The organism is Staphylococcus sp. GDB9P120P (genome assembly GCF_017893435.1).
Classification (GTDB): Bacteria; Bacillota; Bacilli; order Staphylococcales; family Staphylococcaceae; genus Staphylococcus; species Staphylococcus cohnii.
Genome location: NZ_JAESNB010000002.1, coordinates 556,404 through 574,884, shown reverse-complemented (window position 1 = coordinate 574,884; position 18,481 = coordinate 556,404). Strand labels below are relative to the sequence as shown.

The window sequence follows — 18,481 nt, the reverse complement described above, 5'->3', positions numbered from 1 at the left end:
TTGTGTTTCTAGATATTACCACAATATGAAATCGCTTACAATAACTTTTTTCATTTTTTTATAACACGCTGTAAATTCGTGTGATCAACATACAGCGTTTATGTGACAAATATTGGGAGCATTTCTATTTCTACTTTTAAAAATCTTAGGTATTAGCTATCACATTAGTTAAACTATGTTCCTCATAGGCATATAGTTTAGTGTGACTTTACCGCAATAAATCATTTAATTACTTTTGTGCCACCTTAAAATATGCATTAAGCATTAATTTAGATTATAATACAGAAGTAATTATAAAATATCATCACGTTTTATTATGAAAAGGAGCAACATTTATCACTATGGAACAAATACTGACAAACTTTATAAATGCTTGGGGTTATACTGCAATCGCAATATTAATCCTACTAGAAAATATATTACCTTTTATTCCATCTGAAATTATTTTGACATTTGCTGGGCTTATGACAGTTAAATCTGATTTATCTATACCTTTACTTTTTATCATATCTACCATTTCATCATTAATCGGTTTAATCATACTTTATTACATCAGTAGCATTGTCTCCGAAGCACGTTTATATCGTTTTGTAGATAAATATGGAAAATGGATCAAACTCAAAGGAAAAGATATCGCTCGCGCTAATGAATGGTTTAAAAAATATGGTGCAGTTGCAGTCTTTGTTTGTCGTTTTATTCCTGTTTTACGTGTATTAATCACTATACCAGCAGGCATTAATAGAATGAATATTTTTGTATTTACCATCCTTTCGTTGATAGGTACTACAATTTGGAACATTGCACTCATTTTCTTAGGTAGCATGTTGAGCAACAGTTTTGATATGTTAATGAATGGCTTACACACTTATTCATATATTATGTATGTCATCATCGCTATAGCTGTGATATATCTCTTTATTCGAATCTACAAAAAAAACCGCACACATCAATAAATGTATGCTTTGAAGTAGTTAGAAAACTTTTACAACACATGGTCATATGACTTATATCTATCTTAGCAATCAGACAAAATCCAAACGGGTTTTTGTCTGATTTTTTTTATAAAAAAAAGACTAACTTCCCCCTTCGAAGTTAGCCTTTCACGAACTTTAATTTCTCCCTAAACTTTTGAGCAGAAAATTTTCTATTATTTATGTGCTCATTGAATATTTATATAATTAAAATACTACCCCTTTATCAAACTACACTGATAACGATTAATTATTACCTTTTACTATTTGACGAACTTCTTCTAAATCGCCTTCTATATCAATTTGAGGTTTCTTCGTCATTTTACTAACTAAAATTGTAACAATTAAACTTGTTAAAAATCCTGGAACAATCTCATATAAATTAAAGAAATCATTAATTTCACCTAATGGTTTAACAAACGCAATCCAAACAATTACAACAATTGCACCTGATACCATTCCGCTGACTGCACCAGTACGACTTAAACCTTTCCAATATAAACTCATTAATACAAGTGGTCCAAATGCAGCACCAAAACCTGCCCAAGCGTTACCTACAAGATTCAAAATTGTATCATTAGGTGACCATGCAATTATAATTGATACAATTGCAACTAAAATAACTGACATACGTCCAACAAAAACGAATTCTTTTTCATGTTTTTTTGCTGCTTCCTCACCACGGAACAATTTATAAAAATCTTCGGTTAGTGAACTTGATGTCACCAATAGTTGTGACGAAATCGTACTCATAATAGCCGCTAAAATAGCTGCAAGTAAGAAACCACCAACAAGTGGATGGAACAATATTTGACCCATTAATATAAACAATGTTTCTGGATCCTCAAGTGTTACTCCACCGCGATTGACAAATGTAATACCTACAAGGCCAACTCCAACTGCACCTAACAAGCTAATTGCCATCCAACCTATACCAAAACGTCTTGCTGTCGGTAATTGCTTCACTGATTTAATAGACATAAAACGTACAATAATATGTGGCTGTCCAAAATAACCTAAGCCCCAAGCAAAGAATGATATGATACCAATGACTGTTGTACCTTTAAATAAATCAAGGTTTGTCGGTTTCAAATCTGCCGCTTGCGATAAAGTATCCAACCCACTTAATTGCATCATTGCTACTACTGGTACCATTACCATAGCAATTAACATGATTACCCCTTGGAAAAAGTCTGTTAAGGACACGGCTAAATAGCCGCCAAAGAAAGTATATGCAATTACAATAATAGCAACTAATAATAATCCAAAATGATAGTTTAAGCCAAATGCACTATCAAATAATTTACCGCCTGCGACCATTCCGGAATGTGTATAAAGTGTAAAGAACACGACAATAATACCACCTGATATAATTTTGATCACATTCGATTGATCATCTAAACGATTTCTAAAGAAATCAGGTAATGTTATAGCATCTCCAGCTTTTTCTGTATACACACGTAACCGTGGAGCCACAACGAGATAATTTATGTATGCACCAATTGTCAGACCAATTGCCAACCAAGCAGCTGATAATCCTGTCGTATAAACTTCACCAGGCAGCCCCATAATCATCCAACCACTCATATCCGAGGCCCCAGCTGATAATGCTGTAACATATGGTCCTATGCTTCTACCGCCTAACATATATTCACTGATATTACCTGTCGCTTGTTTATAGCCGTAATATCCAATGACTAATAACACAACAAAATAAGCACCAAGCATAATATATGTCTGCCAGTTTGGATTTACTTGACTCGATAACGATGCTCCCAATGTAAACATAAAATAAACTCCCTTTATATAATTTTGTTACATGCACTTATTATACAAAAGTTAAAAATTTTTTAAACCGCTATTTTAAAAATAATTTTTATAAATGTATTTCAAAACGCCTATAACACGCTTTGAACAATTGTTATTAAGCTATTTTTACCGTTTGAAATAATATGTGTATTTTTACAATTACAGGGTTAAATAATCATTTTTTAAATTCAAAAAAATGTATGTTTTCTGCAATATTTACATTTATATGCGATTTAATGTATTTGAGTAACATCATTATTTATAAGAATTTTATCGCTTTTTTGACAAAAAAATGAAGTCATTTATATTAATTAAAATATAGTCTAAATAATATAATCAATACTAGACACCCACCCCAAAATTAATGCTACAATATTACACATACAATGGAAACGTTTTACTAAATATAATGAGTAACAAAACTACCTAATTGGAGTGACATAAATAATGCATGATGCAACAGAAAAAAGCGTAAAAGAAAAATATTTAGATTTATTATCTCAACAATTTAATAACAGAGAGGAATTAGCAACTGAAATTATAAATCTTGAATCTATTTTAGAACTTCCTAAAGGCACGGAACATTTCGTCAGTGACCTACATGGTGAATTCCATGCATTTCAGCATGTATTAAGGAATGGTTCAGGAAATGTTCGATCTAAAATCAGTGATATATTTCAAGATACATTAACACGCCAAGAAATAAATGAGTTTTCAGCACTTGTATATTATCCAGAGGAAAAATTAAAATTAATTAAAAATAGTTTCACCTCAAAAGAGCGTTTAGATGAATGGTATATCACAACGATTAATCGTCTTATCAAATTAATAACTTATGCTTCTTCTAAATATACACGCACGAAATTACGCAAAACTTTACCTAAAAATTATATTTTTATAATAGAAGAACTGTTATATAAAAGTAATAAATATAATAATAAACATTCGTATTATCAAACTTTAATGAATCAAATTATTGAACTCGAACAATCAGATGACCTGATTATCGGCCTGTCCTTTACAATTCAACATCTTGTAGTGAACCACTTACATGTTGTAGGCGATATTTATGATCGTGGTCCAGAACCTGATAAAATCATGGACACTTTAATTGACTATCCTTCCGTTGATGTGCAATGGGGAAATCACGATGTCTTGTGGATTGGTGCCTATGCTGGTTCTAAAGTTTGTTTAGCAAATTTACTCAGAATTTGTGCACGTTATGATAATTTAGATATTATAGAAGATGCTTATGGTATTAATTTACGTCCTTTATTGACACTTGCTGAAAAGTATTATTCAGGTGACAATCCCGCTTTCAAACCTAAAAATGCTGAAGGACTGTCTCAATCTGAAATAGAGCAAATCACTAAAATCCATCAGGCAATCGCCATCATTCAATTTAAATTGGAAGCGCCTATCATTAAGCGCAGACCTAATTTTGAAATGGAAGAACGCTTAGTATTAGAGAGTATCGACTATGAAAATAATACAGCAACACTTTATGGTAAAACTTACACTTTAGAAAATACTTGCTTCCAAACTATCGATCCAAACAACCCTAACGCATTAACTGAAGACGAACACGAGGTAATAGAAAAATTATTATTGTCAGTACAACAATCAGAAAAATTAAAACGACATATGACATTTTTAATGCAAAAAGGCAAACTTTATCTCCCTTATAATGGCAATCTACTTATACATGGTTGTATACCTGTGGATGAAAATGGCGAAATGGAATCTATGATTATTGATGGTGAAAAATGCTATGGCAGAGATTTACTTGATCATTTTGAACACTTTGTAAGAGAAGCATTCGACCATAAAGATATACATGATGATTTAGCAACTGATCTCGTCTGGTATTTATGGACAGGTAAATATTCATCATTATTTGGAAAAAGAGCAATGACAACATTTGAACGTTATTATATTAATGATAAATCAGCACACAAAGAAACTAAAAACCCTTATTATTATTTACGCGAAGACGTAAATATGTGCAAAAAAATGTTGAAAGATTTCGGTTTAGACCCAGAAGAAGGACATATCATCAATGGTCATACACCAGTCAAAGAAATTGATGGTGAAAATCCAATCAAAGCGGAAGGAAAAATGATTGTTATCGACGGTGGATTTTCAAAAGCCTACCAATCTACAACTGGAATTGCTGGCTATACTTTACTCTATAATTCTTTTGGAATGCAGCTTGTGGCACACCAACACTTTAATTCGAAAAAACACGTCTTACTGAATGGGGCAGACGAGCTTTCTATACGCCGTGTAGTAGACAAAGAATTAAAACGTAAAAAAATACGTGATACCAATACTGGCAAAGACATACAAGAAAAAATTGATGTTTTAAAAGTATTAATGCATGATCGCTTCGTCAATTAATTTTATCAATCACTTTTTCATAAGGTGCTATTCACGTGATGCTATTATCGTGTGACTTAAAATTCAAAAAACAATAGCTCAGCAAACACTACTATGTTTCATAAAAATAAAAGAAACGTCAATTTTTATGGGCACCGTCCCCTAAAATTGTAAACCTAATAAAAATGCTATTTTCTAGGCTGCTAACTCCCTAAATTCCACAGGGAATTAGCAGCCTAATTTTTATTAAATGCTAACCGTTTAATTATTTTCACTTCACTTGTTCAACCATATTATCGTTTTCGTTCTTTCAAAAAATACATATGTATATTCGATATAAACTTTTCCATTTATTTCTATTTTCTTTTAAGATAAAATAAATCATTGTGATGTTTATTAAATAAGTATGTTCACCATATGAATGGCAAGAAAGGATTCCAACTATATGTCTAATTTAAAAGAAAGTATCGCGGTCGCTTTTGCGTTTGTAGGTGTTGTTGTGGGCGCTGGCTTTGCAACTGGACAAGAAATTTTTCAATTTTTTACGAGTAATGGTAGATACAGTGTTTTAGGCGTTATTATAACCGGACTTATCATTACTATCGCCGGTGTACTTGTATTAAATACAGGATATCGATTGCGTTCTCACAGCCATACCGAGCCCATAAAGTATTATCTTCCTCGAACAATTGCAACAATTTTTGATATTATATTAACTCTGTTTTTACTTGCATTAGCAATGATTATGACAGCTGGTGGAGTTTCAACGATTCATGAAAGTTTTGGTATACCATATGCCATTAGCGCTTTAATTTTAGTAATTATTATATTGGCTACTTTGTTCTTAAAATTCGACCGTTTAATAACTGTTTTAGGCATGGTCACACCATTTTTAGTCATTATTGTCTCATTGATTGCTATTTATTATTTCACTACTGGAAGCTTTGATTTTAACTCAGCATCACAATACGCCAATAGTGGCAATCGGACAGATAGATGGTGGTGGTTTGATGCAATTAACTATGGCAGTTTACAAATTGCAGCTGCGTTTAGTTTTCTTTCTGTAATGGGAGGACGCATGAAATCTGAGAAGGCAACATATTTGGGCGGTATTTTAGGTGGCATCATTATAACGTTTTTATTATTAATGTTGAACCTTGGAATGGTAACAGAATTCACAAACATAATAAACGTATCATTACCGTCGTTATTATTGGCAAACCATATTTCACCTGTGATTGGTCATTTTATGGCAATTATCATGATATTAGTTATTTATAATACGGTTGTGGGCTTAATGTATGCATTTGCTTCTCGTTTCACAGAACCATACCAACAAAACTATTATATATTAATTATAATTATCGCAATCATTACATTTGCTACTACATTTATTGGCTTTATTGAGTTAATTGGAAAAGTATTTCCATTAATGGGTCTCTTCGGTTTTATTTTGTTAATACCTATATTAATTAAAGGCATCTTTTATAAATCTCATTCATCATAATAAAAATCCCTAGACAAGTGTTTCAATATTATGTTCATTTAATCAGATGTGATCAAAATATTGAATGAGTCTAGGGGTATTCTATTTTGTTAGCAACGCCTTTTATATAAAACGCTAAGCAAACTGATATTGGTTAATCTTTTAATAATGATTGGCCCGCAATGATACCTTCTCGTGTGAGTTCATGACTGTTTACCCATAGTTCCTTAACTGTTGCACCTCTTTGTTTAAATATATCAATAACATTTTGACTATCCTGAACAGAAACAATTGGGTCATTTTCACCCATTGATAATAATACCTTGGTATAAGATAAATCTTTATCATTTATTGAATCTAAAGGATATAAAGGTGCATACAGTAACGCTTTGTTAAATGAAATATCAGGGTGTAACATCATGCTTATAGCTATATTAGAACCATTAGAGAAACCTACTGGGACAGCCTTAGCTAAATCAAAATGATAAGTTGCAGCCGCTTCTTTTAAAAATTGAATTAAATTGTTTGTTCTATATTTCAAATCTTCAACATCATATTGACCTTCACCATATCTCTTGAAGAAACGATTCATACCATTTTCCGATACTTCACCTCTTACACTTAATACATTATAGCTAGGGTTTAACGCTTGCGCTAAAGGTAAAAGATCATTTTCATCGCCACCAGTACCATGCAATAGGATAAAAGTTGGTCCGTTTAAATCACCTTTTTTAAAGATGTGTTCCATTATTCATCATCTCCTTTTAAAATAGTTATATTCGAATGGGTGGTAATAAATTCAATAATGCTTCTCTGCGTTCTTCATATTGTGGTGGTAACATAAGATGTGTACCCAAATCTTCAAATCGTTCATCTATCGTGAATCCAGGTCCTTCAGTAGCAAACTCAAAAATAATGCCGCCACGTTCTTTCATGTAAATAGCATTGAAATAATTACGATCTTTAATGTCAGTTACATGATAGCCTTTGTCTTTCATTTTCATTTGCCAAGCTTTGTGAGCATCATCATTAGGTACTGACCACGCAATATGATGTACTACACCGACGCCCCATCGTACACGGACATTGGCTACCTCTTTTCTAACTATCACGTGATGTTGCCATTCACCCTTAGTTTTTAGGTGAACATGATGATCGTTTTCACTTACTAGCTCTATACCCATATCCTCATTCAATGTTCGTACTGTTTGATGTGGCTCAGTTGATAACATGCTAACACCATGAAAACCTAAAATATTTCCTCCATTATCATATGAATGCCCTTCATCGGCTTCCACAAGTGCTAATGGCAACTCATGTATATCTGAAAATTCGACCGTAGCTTTATCAAATAATTGTGTTCTCACTGTCTCTATCCCATGTGATTGTAAATGTGTTTCCCAATGTTCCAATGATCCATTAGGCACCCGAAATGCTATACGTTGAACCTGACCAGAACCTATCCGTCCTTTATAATTGTTAGGCCAATTAAAAAATGTCAGTATCGTTCCATTATCTACATTGCCATTTGCAAAATATAGATGATACGTGGAAGGATCATCAAAATTCACTGTTTTCTTAATTAATTTTAAATTGAGTATATCTCTATAAAATTGAATATTCTCTTCTGGATTACCTACAATCGCCGAAATGTGATGAATATGACTGATATCTTCCATAAAATAACCACCTTCTCATTTTGTAATTTCAAGGTTTAAACAATCTTTCATTTTTAATGCGAACGTTTTGTGTCAAACGGACGTATTTCTGATTCAATATAATCACGTTGTTCTTCTAAGAATGGTGGTAATGCAAGACTTTCGCCCAATGTTTCATATGGCTCATCTCCCATAAATCCAGGGCCGTCAGTAGAAACTTCAATCAAAATATGGCCAATACGTGCATATAATGCTTCAAAATAAAATCTGTCTACTAACCCAGAATTCCCTATACCATACTGTTCATATTTTTCTAACCACTTAGATATTGCCTCATGATCTTTTAATCTGAATGAAACATGATGCACCTCTCCATAACCTTGTCTCGCTTCTGGACCAGTTGTATCTTTTCTTAAAAATACTTGACCTCCATTGCCACCTTCGCCTACTTCTAATACTGCAACGTTTTCTTCCTCTATAATCGTTGTCATATCAAATATATTTTCTAAAATCTTTTTAAAATCTTCAAAATAACTAACTGTTATTTCAATCGGACCTAAACCATAAATTGCTTTATCTGTTGGTACTGGACCTTCTTTCCAAGGTTGTCCAGGTGCCACGCCTTTATTATTTTCATCCGAAATTAATTGGTAACTTTGTCCATCTGATTCTTCAAATGGTAATACTTTTTTACCAAATAGTGTTTGAATGCCTTCATGTTTAATATTATATTCATTAAATCTTTGTTCATAATATGCTAACGCTGCATCATCAGGCACACGAAATGACGGACGTGTAATTGAATTGGTACCAGAATGCCCTTTGGGAACATTAGGAAAATCAAAAAATGTCATATCAGTACCAGGAGAACCTACATCATCTGCAAAGAATGTATGATAAGTATATATATCATCTTGATTTACAGTCTTTTTAACAAGTCTCATTCCTAATACTTCAGTAAAAAATTTATAATTTCGTTCAGCATCATCTGTGATTGCTGTTACATGGTGTATTCCTAATAATTGATTGTTTGTCATAATAAAACTCCTTTTTCATTATATTTATCTCGATTTCGAAGTAATTTTGAGTAAAATTTTTAAGTGCTACGACTTATTAATAGGTTGAGCACTTAATTTTTTTAAAGCTAGTTGTAATATTGTTAATTCTTCGTTTGAAAGTATTGAGAAAGTTGATTGTAACGTAGCCGCATGTTCTGGAAATATATCATTCATTAATGCTTGACCTTCGTCAGTTATTGAAGCATTGGTTACGCGTTTATCTTGTACATTTCGAATTCTTACTACATATCCTTTGGCTTCTAACTTATCAACGACATATGTGATACTGCTACTCGCAATTAAAACTCTGTCACCAATACGCTGTATCGGCTGGTCGCCTTTATTATATAATAACTCTAAAACTGCAAACTCCGTTATATTCAAGCCGTAACGTTGGATATCATTTCTTACGATTTGTTCTAAATGATCTACGGTTCGATTTAAACCAATAAAAGTATTCAACGACTCTTTAGTACGATTCATTGCATCACCAACTTCCAATTTATTTCGAATTCGAGATAAATTATAATATCTCTTCAGACATAAGTCAACAAATAAGGTATAAAAAATATACTTATTATTAAAATGGCAACAACATTAAAAGTACTTAACATTATTTCTCAACCAGTTTCTTTCTCTCTTATAAGTGGTATATATCATAATGTGGAGGTGTCATAATGAATAAATTATTTATTAACAATCAATTTGTAGAAAGTGAGTCTAATGACACAATGAATGTCATTAATCCTGCGACAGAAGAAATCATAGACACAATTACATTTGCGACGGAAAATGAAGTTAATTCGGCTGTGGAAAAATCTAAACAAGCACAATTAGAATGGGAAAAAGTCCCTCAGCCAACACGGGCAGACCATGTGAAAATGTTAATCCCTTTATTAGAAGAACATAAAGATGAAATTGCAAAATTATATGTTCAAGAACAAGGGAAAACTCTCATTTCTGCAATCGGTGAAATAGACAAGGCAATACACTTTATAGACTATATGACAAGTCAAAGTATGAATAGCAAAGGTGAAGTCATTCAAAATAGTCGCGAAAATGAAACGATACAATTAACAAAAAAACCTATTGGCGTAACTGCAGGTATCGTTCCATGGAATGCACCTATCATGGTCTTAATGAGAAAAGTCATTCCTGCTGTAATCACAGGTTGTTCTGTAGTAATTAAACCAAGTGAGGAAACATCATTAGTCACTCTAAAAATTGCAGAGTTGTTTCGCCAATCAACGATCCCTGCAGGTCTCATTCAAATTATCCCTGGTAAAGGAGAAACTGTCGGTACACAATTAGCAGAGCATCCAGATATACAATTAATATCAATTACAGGTAGTATGCGTGCTGGTAAATCTGTTTATGCCAAGAGTGCTCAAACGGTTAAAAAAGTTAATCTTGAACTCGGCGGCAATGCGCCTGTAATAGTGACACCAAATGCGAATTTAGATAAGGCCGTTGATTACATTGTTACTGCTAGAATTAATAACGCAGGACAAGTATGTACTTGCCCTGAACGAATCTTTGTACACCATGATATCCATGAAACGTTCATTAATAAGCTAAAAGACAAAATGGAAACTTTAAATGTAGGAGATCCATTTGATGATCAAACTGATTTCGGTGCAATTATCAATCAAAAACAATTAGATAGCATCGATGAAAAAGTTCAAAATGCAATTCATAGCGGTGCTAAATTAATTACAGGTGGTAACATAATTGATCGTTCCGGTTATTTTTATGAACCAACGATTTTAGATCAAGTAAGTCCAGACGACGAAGCTTTCAAAGAAGAAATTTTCGGACCTGTACTACCTATCGTACAATATTCTGACTTTGAAGAAACTATTGAACAAGCCAATCATACAAACGCTGGTTTATCTTCTTATATATTTTCAGAAGATTTAAAAGAAGTAATGATAGCCACTGAACGTCTTAAATTTGGTGAAGTTTATGCAAATTGTGAAGCAGAAGAAGTTGTGAATGGATATCATGCTGGTTGGAGAGAATCAGGTCTCGGAGGCGCTGACGGTATTCGTGGACTTGAAGAATATTACAATACAACAGTGTCTTACATTAGATATGATTAAAAGTGTTAAATGTTTAAAAATACACAACATGTTTAAATGACTAAATGCATGTTAAGCAAACTGTAACAGCAATTTCTTTTACAAAAATAAAATAGTCTGGGACATTAAGTTCTTGGACAAGTTAAAAAGGCATTTCTATCGAAATAATATAGAAATTGCCTTTTTCATTTTGTGTTTGTTTTTGTGACAGCCACATCATTCGGATACGATGATTAAGCAGTTTTTCTATTTTACGACCATAGCATACGGATTGTGTGTAGGCATATAGCATAATTTTTAATATCATTTTAGGATGATATGATGTAACACCACGATGATGTTTGAATTCATCGAATACATTTTCAGAGATTGCTTCAACGATTTCATTAACATGTCGTGACAAATACATATAAATGCGACGTATTTTGGCGAGACGCTTGAGGGAACAGGACAACCTGAAGTCTACAGGTTGAGCTGTTCTCTAAGAAAGCGAGCCAACAATATGAAGTATTAAATAAAAAAGAAGCAATCAGATGGATTAAATTAAATCATCTGATTGCTATTTTTCTGGTATTTATGTCCCAATCTCTTTAATCATTATATGGATAGTTCGAAATTTTTCATCAAATATGTTATCTGACGTTTAGGATTTAGTACAAAATATTGTTATCCTGACATCAATATGATTGTAATTACTGATTAAGTGCTCTATTTAATGATTTCATATTTTCTTTCATTAAAGATTGATAAGTAATCTGTTTATCCTTTACTTCTTCTTTTGATAAGGTTGCCATATTATGAAATTTTAGCGGGGTTGTATTAGATTCCTTTTGAATAACATCTGTAACTTTAGAAGTGATATTTTGTTCATATAATACATAAGGTTGTTTAGTTTTATCTATATTCTGAACGATATTCATTAGTTCACGTTGACTAGGTTCTTCATTATTCATGCCACTAACACCTCGCTGATTAAACTGATAGCGATTTGCTAGATAACCTATAGAGTCATGAGAAATTACGACTGTATCACGTTTAGGATGTTGTGTAATCCGCTTCATCTCATTATCAATTTCGTCGATATCTTTGATCAAATGATTGTAGTTACGCGTGTAATACGTTTTGTGTTTAGGATCCTTCTCGATTAAATCATTTTTAATCACCTTAGCAAATTTTTTATTCAACACAGGATCTAGCCATACATGTGGGTCTTGTTCCCCATGATCATGACCTTCATGATGATTGTGATTGTCATGTTCATCATGGTTTTCATGTTCATCATGTTCTTCGTGATTTGCAATTAAATCATGGTGACTAAGATGTGCAGCAACAGGTAATTTCAAGTTATCATTATTAATTGAACTTGCAATTTTCTTAGCCACGGGATCCATTTCTTCATTTGAATAGATAAACAAATCACTTTTAGCGATATTAATCATTTCTTTTTGTGTAGGTTCAAAAGAATGCATGTCAGCACCGGGGGGATAAATCGAATCAACATCTACATATTTGCCCCCGATTTGATCAGTAAAACTTTGGAATGCAAATGCTGTCGTATATATTTTTAATTTATTATTCGAACTGACGTCTTTTTTTTCAGAATTTATATTTCCGCATGCACTTAACAATACGATAAATATACAGGTCAGAATAAGTAACATAATTTTTTTCAAAAAACGCCCCTCCAAATCGAAATTATTCCGTTAAAACTATAAACTTATTTTCACATTTTTTCAATGGTTTTTTGTTATTCGACAATATTTAATGACATCATTGATGATTAAAATACGTGCTTATTTTTAATATTTGTTTAACTTAAGGTGAAATGTGATATTTAATATATATGACGTTAATAACATGGAGGTGTTAGAATGGCGGAAATTAAACAAGGTACGAATAAGTTTTATATAGGCGATAACGAAGACAATCCACAAGCAGAGATTACATTTCAACCTCAAGGTGATAATCAAATAACTATTGATCATACAGGCGTACCAGATGAGCTTGGTGGCCAAGGTTTAGGTTCTCAACTTGTAAAATCAGTTGTTGACTATGCACGAGACAACAATTTAAAAGTCTCTGCGACATGTCCTTTTGCTAAATCAGTTATTGAGAAAAAACCAGAATTCCAAGATGTTTATGCAGGTTAATTGCTTGCCTACAAACTTCTTTAAGTTCCAAAATAAATTTGGATATAAACAGCTCAAGCTAAATCACAAATATGAATGAGTCTGGGACGAATCAATGATGTCCCAGACTCTTTTTTTCTTTTTATTTTTCGGATCCATATTCTATTCTAATGAAATTCAAACCCGCTTTTATAAATATAGCAATTGAATCTACATCAATTGTTCTTTGACTGAAGACCTTAGTTTTGATTGTTTAGCTGCATTTAAACCTTAAAATAACAGCAATTCGCGCACTTTATTATTTTTGTACTAAAATACATGATTTATCCATTTTGCAATACATACATATTATAATAAATACCATTTTTTTGAATTAGTGTTTCATGTGTCCCTTGCTCTACAATTTCTCCATGATTTAATACAAGTATTTTATCAGCATCTTGAATCGTAGATAGTCTGTGCGCAATGGCTAAAGTTGTTCTTCCTTTTCTCATTGTATTCAAAGATTGTTGTATTTGTTCTTCCGTTTCAGAATCAATATTTGCTGTCGCTTCATCTAAAATAAGTATTTTGCGATTGGTCGCAATTGTTCTTGCAAATGCTATCAATTGTCGCTCACCACTTGAAAATGAACTTCCTTTTTCAATTACTCTATGTTGATATTGATCTGACAACTTTTCAATAAAATGGTGTGCATGAACAAATTCTGCAGCTTTCTTTACTTGTTCAAATGTCATCGTTGGGTGGTACAATTTAATATTAGATGCTACAGTGCCATAAAATATAAATGCATCTTGAAGTACGAGTCCTATTTTCTGCTTTAATTCTAGTTTCGGTATTGTTTTAATTGAATGCCCATCCACTTCAATACTACCTCGCTCAAATTCATAAAAACGCATAAACAAATTGATGATGGAACTCTTTCCTGAACCTGTATGACCAACAAGCGCTACCATTTCCCCCGGATTAACGGTAAAATTAATGTTTTTAAGTACGTCTGTCTCACCATCATAGCTAAAACTCACTTCTTTAAATTCAATCTTTCCTTTGTCAATTGTATTTGATGGCACAGGTTGTTGTTCAGGCTCATACGTTTCATCGTCAATTAAAGTAAATACCCTACTCGCTGAAACCAAAGCTTGTTGTAAAATATTTAAATTTTGACTTACTTGGTTGATTGGTTCAAAAAATCGTTCCATATATTGCACAAATGCAAATACAACACCAGCTGTAATACCTGTTGTAAAACTGATGATACCAAAATAACCTAAAATCATAACTAGAGCAAAAATAGCTAGTGAACTTATTGCAGGTCTCAATAATAAGCTATCAAGTTTCACTGTTTTTAACATATATTGATAATGTTCATCATTGATATGATTGAATTCTTTGTTTAACCTTTTTTCTTGATTAAATGCCTGTATTATCTTCATACCTTCTATAGATTCTGCTAACTTTGTATTTAAATCGGACAATTTTTGTCTCGACTTTGTAAATAAAACAGCTGAGTATTTCCGATAACTCGCAAGTATGAGTATGATAACTGGTAAAAACACCAATGAAATTAAAGCTAATTTCATCTCTAAAATAAACATCATAATATAACTAGAGATCATCATGAAAATAGCTATAAGAAATGTTGAAAAAACGCCTATAATCATATCAACAATTGTCTCTGTATCATTTGTTAACCTAGATACAATACTGCCGCCTGACACCTTATCAAAATACTTCATTCCCAATTTCCCTAATTTATTAAAAGCGTCAATCCTTAATTGTTGTATCACTTTAAAAGCAAGATATTGAAAAAGATATTGACTTAAATACATTGTTACTGCACCTATTATTTGAATGCTGATAAAGATTATAATAAGCCAAATCATTGCTTGCTGAGGAAAGATACGTGGCGTAAGGTAATCATCGATAAATACCTTTACCAAATAGGGTGTTAACATACTTGCTATGGTAGATATTGTTAATGTTAAAAACGCTAAAGCAATAATCCCTTTATAAGGGGTCGTATACTTAAATAACCTAATCAAAGACTGGGCTTGGTCTTTCGCAGTTAAATTAACTTTTTCAGCCATTAGTATCGTCCCCTTTCGTTAAGTCATCTAAATTACGCGTGAGCTTTTGTTGTAAAGCTTGAGCTCGATATGTTTCGTAATACCATCCTTTTTGGTTCATCAAAGTAGTATGTGTACCTTTTTCAACAATTGTTCCTTGATCCATCACAATTATTTTATCCGCTTGTTTCACAGCGCTCATCCGATGTGCAGTAATGATATTCGTTTTTCCTTTTCTTAATTTTTCTAAATTGTTTAGTATCACTTCTTCGGTTTGAGCATCCACTGCAGAAAGAGAGTCATCAAGTATTAATACTTCTGGATTTATTAATAACGCTCTCGCAATTGATATTCTTTGTTTTTGTCCGCCTGACAATGATACGCCTCTTTCACCTACAACAGTTTGATATTGATAAGGGAAAGATAAAATATCCTCATGAATATAACTTGCTTTACTTGCTGCAAATATCTGATTGTCATCTATTTTTTCATTACTAAATGCAATATTATTTCGAATGGTAGTAGAAAATAGAAAGTGTTCCTGTGGTACATACCCAAACTGATCTCTTAAATATTGTACATTATAATCTCGAATAGGATGGTCACCATATTTGATTTCATTCGGTTCCTTTGTATCAAACTCTCTAAGTAACAATCTAATTAATGTGCTTTTCCCTGATCCAGTTCTACCAACTATGCCAACAGTAGAACCTTTACTCACTTCAAAATGCACATCATAAATGCCTTCTTCCGAATTTCCCGGGAAATTAAATTGTTTAATATTAAATTCAATATCCCCATATGGTCTTGTATTAAGTTTATAATCTGTATCTATATCATTAGGGGTGTTTCCTATTTCTTCAATTCGTTCATAAGATGCCTTTGCCCTTTGAACGATATTAAAAAATAATCCTAGTGCTAGTAATGGCCAAACAAGCATGCCTAAATAAGTCGTAAATGTAATCAGTTGACCAAGTGTGATTGTATTATTGAAAACTAATTTTGCACCAAATAAAATTGATAAAAAGTAACTCATTCCTATAACTAATGTAATTGTTGGGTCAAACAATGCATCAATTTTTGAAACTTTTAAATTTTTATTTACTACATCATCACTTAAATCTTTAAAATCTTGTTGATCACTAGCCTCATAACCAAATGTCTTAGTGACTTTAATACCAGCCACGCTTTCTTGTGTCTTATCATTCAATCTACTAAACGCTGCTTGAGCTTTTTTAAATCCTTTACTAAGTAATGAACCATAAAAACTTGTTAACAACACCATAAAAGGCAGTGGTATCATTGCAATCAGTGTTAATTTCCAGCTTACTGTTACAGCCATTGTGATAACTACGGTTCCACCAGTTATCAAAGAATCTGCAATCATTAATATCCCTGCGCCTGCAGCATTTTGCACTGCTCTGATATCATTGGTTGCATGTGCCATCAAATCACCAGTTCTTCTATTTTGATAAAAGATAGCACTCATAACTGTATATTTTTTATATAAATACGTTCTTAATGTTTGGCCTAGTTTTTGACTTGTCCCAAATATCGATAATCTCCAAATATATCTTAATACATAAGTCAAAATCGCGACCAACACTAATATAGAAAGATAAATTATTAATAATTTCGGTGTTAATTTATTAGCCACCATATAGTCAATCGTCTTACCGATAATCTGTGGTGGTAAAATTTCAATCACAGCAATCAAAAATAATGTGCTCAAACCTATAATATAACTACCTTTATGCTGTCTGAAAAACCACCCTAATTTCCAAAAGACTTGCATACACTCACCCACTTCATCATCCAAATTGTTTATGTTCACATATTACCACATGTTGTTAAATGTAAATATAGTAGTGATTTTAAACGTTGTGTAATTCTAAATAGCGAGACAAGTAAATTGACTTGGTATACTTTTTATATTAACTTATAGTTATAAATCATAACTGACTATAAAGGAGCAAAATGATGACTTTTCACGATAAAGCAGCAATTCAAGTAACAAATATCACCTTAAATGTTAAAAATTTAAAAACAATGTTGGAATTCTATTCACACATTTTAGGACTTAAAGTTGTATCAAAAGATGATACTTCTGCTATTTTACAAGTTGGTTTGAGCGACCATACTATTACATTAAATGAAATTCAAGAGGGACGTCAGCCTTCCTTAAGAGAAGCAGGCTTATTTCACATAGCAATTCTACTACCTGAACGCGTAGATTTAGCTAATTTCTTATTTCATATTTCACAATCAAACATTCCGATTGGTGGCGGTGACCATCTTGTGAGTGAAGCTTTATACCTTAATGATCCAGAAGGAAATGGCATTGAAGTTTATTACGACAGACCTGAATCTGAATGGTTGTGGGAAAATGACAAAGTGAAAATGGATACGTTACAAGTAGATACAGCTGATTTACTTAATCAAAGAACAGAGATAGGTTGGGATAAAATACCAAATAATGCAAAGATTGGGCATTTGCATTTGAAAACATCTGACTTAGCAGTAGCTAGACATTTTTACATTGATAAGTTAGGGCTTCAACATATTTCCGATTTTCCTCAAGCTCTGTTTATGTCATCTAAATATTATCACCATCATATTGCAGTAAATACTTGGCAATCCAGCTTACCGAGAATTGAAAATGATAACAGCTATGGATTAGTCCACATCGATATTTATAAACCAAACAATGAAGTTGAAGAAACTTTTTTAATAGACGGTTTAAATATTACTTTACACAATCAAATGTCATTAATAGCTGATAAAGTATAAAGCTAAGACATCACGCACAGTATAATAACTCAACATGCTATTAAAGTTTATAAT

14 protein-coding genes and 1 pseudogene are annotated in these 18,481 nt (G+C 32.3%); 6 read left to right on the top strand and 9 right to left on the bottom strand.

The features are described from left to right. The first annotated feature begins 341 nt into the window (after nucleotides 1-341). A complete protein-coding gene (gene uptA / locus KA856_RS02545) occupies nucleotides 342-953 on the top strand; it encodes an undecaprenyl phosphate transporter UptA (RefSeq protein WP_107385963.1) in 612 nt (203 codons plus the stop codon). A 264-nt stretch (nucleotides 954-1,217) separates the two neighbouring features. Here the strand turns inward: uptA and putP are convergent, their stop codons facing one another. After that, the gene (putP, locus tag KA856_RS02540; protein ID WP_210138491.1) at nucleotides 1,218-2,759 is read right to left on the bottom strand and encodes a sodium/proline symporter PutP; all 1,542 of its coding nucleotides are present in this window, start codon (nucleotides 2,757-2,759) and stop codon (nucleotides 1,218-1,220) included. Between the two features lie 468 nt (nucleotides 2,760-3,227). Here putP and KA856_RS02535 point away from each other — a divergent pair, with 468 nt between their 5' ends. Next, nucleotides 3,228-5,180 carry a fructose-1,6-bisphosphatase gene (locus KA856_RS02535; protein ID WP_181187354.1) on the top strand — a complete coding sequence of 651 codons (1,953 nt, stop codon included), beginning with the start codon at nucleotides 3,228-3,230 and terminating at the stop codon, nucleotides 5,178-5,180. 424 nt (nucleotides 5,181-5,604) lie between these two features. Further along, the gene (locus KA856_RS02530; protein WP_107384211.1) at nucleotides 5,605-6,666 is read left to right on the top strand and encodes a YkvI family membrane protein; all 1,062 of its coding nucleotides are present in this window, start codon (nucleotides 5,605-5,607) and stop codon (nucleotides 6,664-6,666) included. 133 nt (nucleotides 6,667-6,799) lie between these two features. On the opposite strand, the gene mhqD is transcribed toward KA856_RS02530, so the two are convergent. From mhqD to KA856_RS02510, 4 genes are all read right to left on the bottom strand, one after another. Next, complete coding sequence (gene mhqD, locus KA856_RS02525; protein WP_107384212.1) at nucleotides 6,800-7,393, bottom strand: methylhydroquinone degradation carboxylesterase MhqD; 594 nt, start codon at nucleotides 7,391-7,393, stop codon at nucleotides 6,800-6,802. A 25-nt stretch (nucleotides 7,394-7,418) separates the two neighbouring features. Continuing rightward, nucleotides 7,419-8,324, bottom strand: coding sequence for a VOC family protein (locus KA856_RS02520; RefSeq protein ID WP_107384213.1), 906 nt, complete (start codon nucleotides 8,322-8,324; stop codon nucleotides 7,419-7,421). A gap of 53 nt (nucleotides 8,325-8,377) precedes the next feature. Then, complete coding sequence (mhqE, locus tag KA856_RS02515) at nucleotides 8,378-9,340, bottom strand: ring-cleaving dioxygenase MhqE (RefSeq protein ID WP_107384214.1); 963 nt, start codon at nucleotides 9,338-9,340, stop codon at nucleotides 8,378-8,380. 66 nt (nucleotides 9,341-9,406) lie between these two features. Then, nucleotides 9,407-9,844, bottom strand: a complete 438-nt coding sequence (locus KA856_RS02510; protein WP_107384233.1) for a MarR family winged helix-turn-helix transcriptional regulator — start codon at nucleotides 9,842-9,844, stop codon at nucleotides 9,407-9,409. A 191-nt stretch (nucleotides 9,845-10,035) separates the two neighbouring features. Here KA856_RS02510 and aldA point away from each other — a divergent pair, with 191 nt between their 5' ends. After that, complete coding sequence (gene aldA / locus KA856_RS02505; RefSeq protein WP_181187391.1) at nucleotides 10,036-11,463, top strand: aldehyde dehydrogenase; 1,428 nt, start codon at nucleotides 10,036-10,038, stop codon at nucleotides 11,461-11,463. 160 nt (nucleotides 11,464-11,623) lie between these two features. Here the strand turns inward: aldA and KA856_RS02500 are convergent. Next, nucleotides 11,624-11,845 (bottom strand): annotated as a pseudogene (locus KA856_RS02500) (transposase); the annotation flags it as partial. Between the two features lie 289 nt (nucleotides 11,846-12,134). After that, on the bottom strand, nucleotides 12,135-13,115 hold the full coding sequence (locus KA856_RS02495) for a metal ABC transporter solute-binding protein, Zn/Mn family (RefSeq protein ID WP_210138490.1): 981 nt from the start codon (nucleotides 13,113-13,115) through the stop codon (nucleotides 12,135-12,137). Between the two features lie 198 nt (nucleotides 13,116-13,313). Here KA856_RS02495 and KA856_RS02490 point away from each other — a divergent pair, with 198 nt between their 5' ends. After that, nucleotides 13,314-13,592, top strand: coding sequence for a GNAT family N-acetyltransferase (locus tag KA856_RS02490; RefSeq protein ID WP_107384216.1), 279 nt, complete (start codon nucleotides 13,314-13,316; stop codon nucleotides 13,590-13,592). A gap of 302 nt (nucleotides 13,593-13,894) precedes the next feature. Here KA856_RS02490 and KA856_RS02485 read toward each other — a convergent pair whose 3' ends face one another. Continuing rightward, the gene (locus KA856_RS02485) at nucleotides 13,895-15,658 is read right to left on the bottom strand and encodes an ABC transporter ATP-binding protein (RefSeq protein ID WP_107384217.1); all 1,764 of its coding nucleotides are present in this window, start codon (nucleotides 15,656-15,658) and stop codon (nucleotides 13,895-13,897) included. Beyond that, nucleotides 15,651-17,432 (bottom strand): ABC transporter ATP-binding protein, encoded by a 1,782-nt coding sequence (locus KA856_RS02480; protein ID WP_107504917.1) that lies wholly within the window; start codon nucleotides 17,430-17,432, stop codon nucleotides 15,651-15,653. Before KA856_RS02480 ends, KA856_RS02485 begins: the two co-directional genes overlap by 8 nt. Before the next feature lie 185 nt (nucleotides 17,433-17,617). Between KA856_RS02480 and KA856_RS02475 the strand changes: the two genes are divergently transcribed. Then, nucleotides 17,618-18,427: a VOC family protein gene (locus KA856_RS02475; protein WP_182474464.1), complete on the top strand. Its 810-nt coding sequence runs from the start codon at nucleotides 17,618-17,620 to the stop codon at nucleotides 18,425-18,427. Nucleotides 18,428-18,481: the final 54 nt, after the last annotated feature.

Bases quoted from the DNA above. Each gene is read 5' to 3' on its own strand.
- uptA (WP_107385963.1), top strand. From the start codon at position 342: ATGGAACAAATACTGACAAACTTTATAAATGCTTGGGGTTATACTGCA.
- putP (WP_210138491.1), bottom strand. From the start codon at position 2,759: ATGTTTACATTGGGAGCATCGTTATCGAGTCAAGTAAATCCAAACTGG.
- KA856_RS02535 (WP_181187354.1), top strand. From the start codon at position 3,228: ATGCATGATGCAACAGAAAAAAGCGTAAAAGAAAAATATTTAGATTTA.
- KA856_RS02530 (WP_107384211.1), top strand. From the start codon at position 5,605: ATGTCTAATTTAAAAGAAAGTATCGCGGTCGCTTTTGCGTTTGTAGGT.
- mhqD (WP_107384212.1), bottom strand. From the start codon at position 7,393: ATGGAACACATCTTTAAAAAAGGTGATTTAAACGGACCAACTTTTATC.
- KA856_RS02520 (WP_107384213.1), bottom strand. From the start codon at position 8,324: ATGGAAGATATCAGTCATATTCATCACATTTCGGCGATTGTAGGTAAT.
- mhqE (WP_107384214.1), bottom strand. From the start codon at position 9,340: ATGACAAACAATCAATTATTAGGAATACACCATGTAACAGCAATCACA.
- KA856_RS02510 (WP_107384233.1), bottom strand. From the start codon at position 9,844: ATGAATCGTACTAAAGAGTCGTTGAATACTTTTATTGGTTTAAATCGA.
- KA856_RS02490 (WP_107384216.1), top strand. From the start codon at position 13,314: ATGGCGGAAATTAAACAAGGTACGAATAAGTTTTATATAGGCGATAAC.
- KA856_RS02485 (WP_107384217.1), bottom strand. From the start codon at position 15,658: ATGGCTGAAAAAGTTAATTTAACTGCGAAAGACCAAGCCCAGTCTTTG.
- KA856_RS02480 (WP_107504917.1), bottom strand. From the start codon at position 17,432: ATGCAAGTCTTTTGGAAATTAGGGTGGTTTTTCAGACAGCATAAAGGT.
- KA856_RS02475 (WP_182474464.1), top strand. From the start codon at position 17,618: ATGACTTTTCACGATAAAGCAGCAATTCAAGTAACAAATATCACCTTA.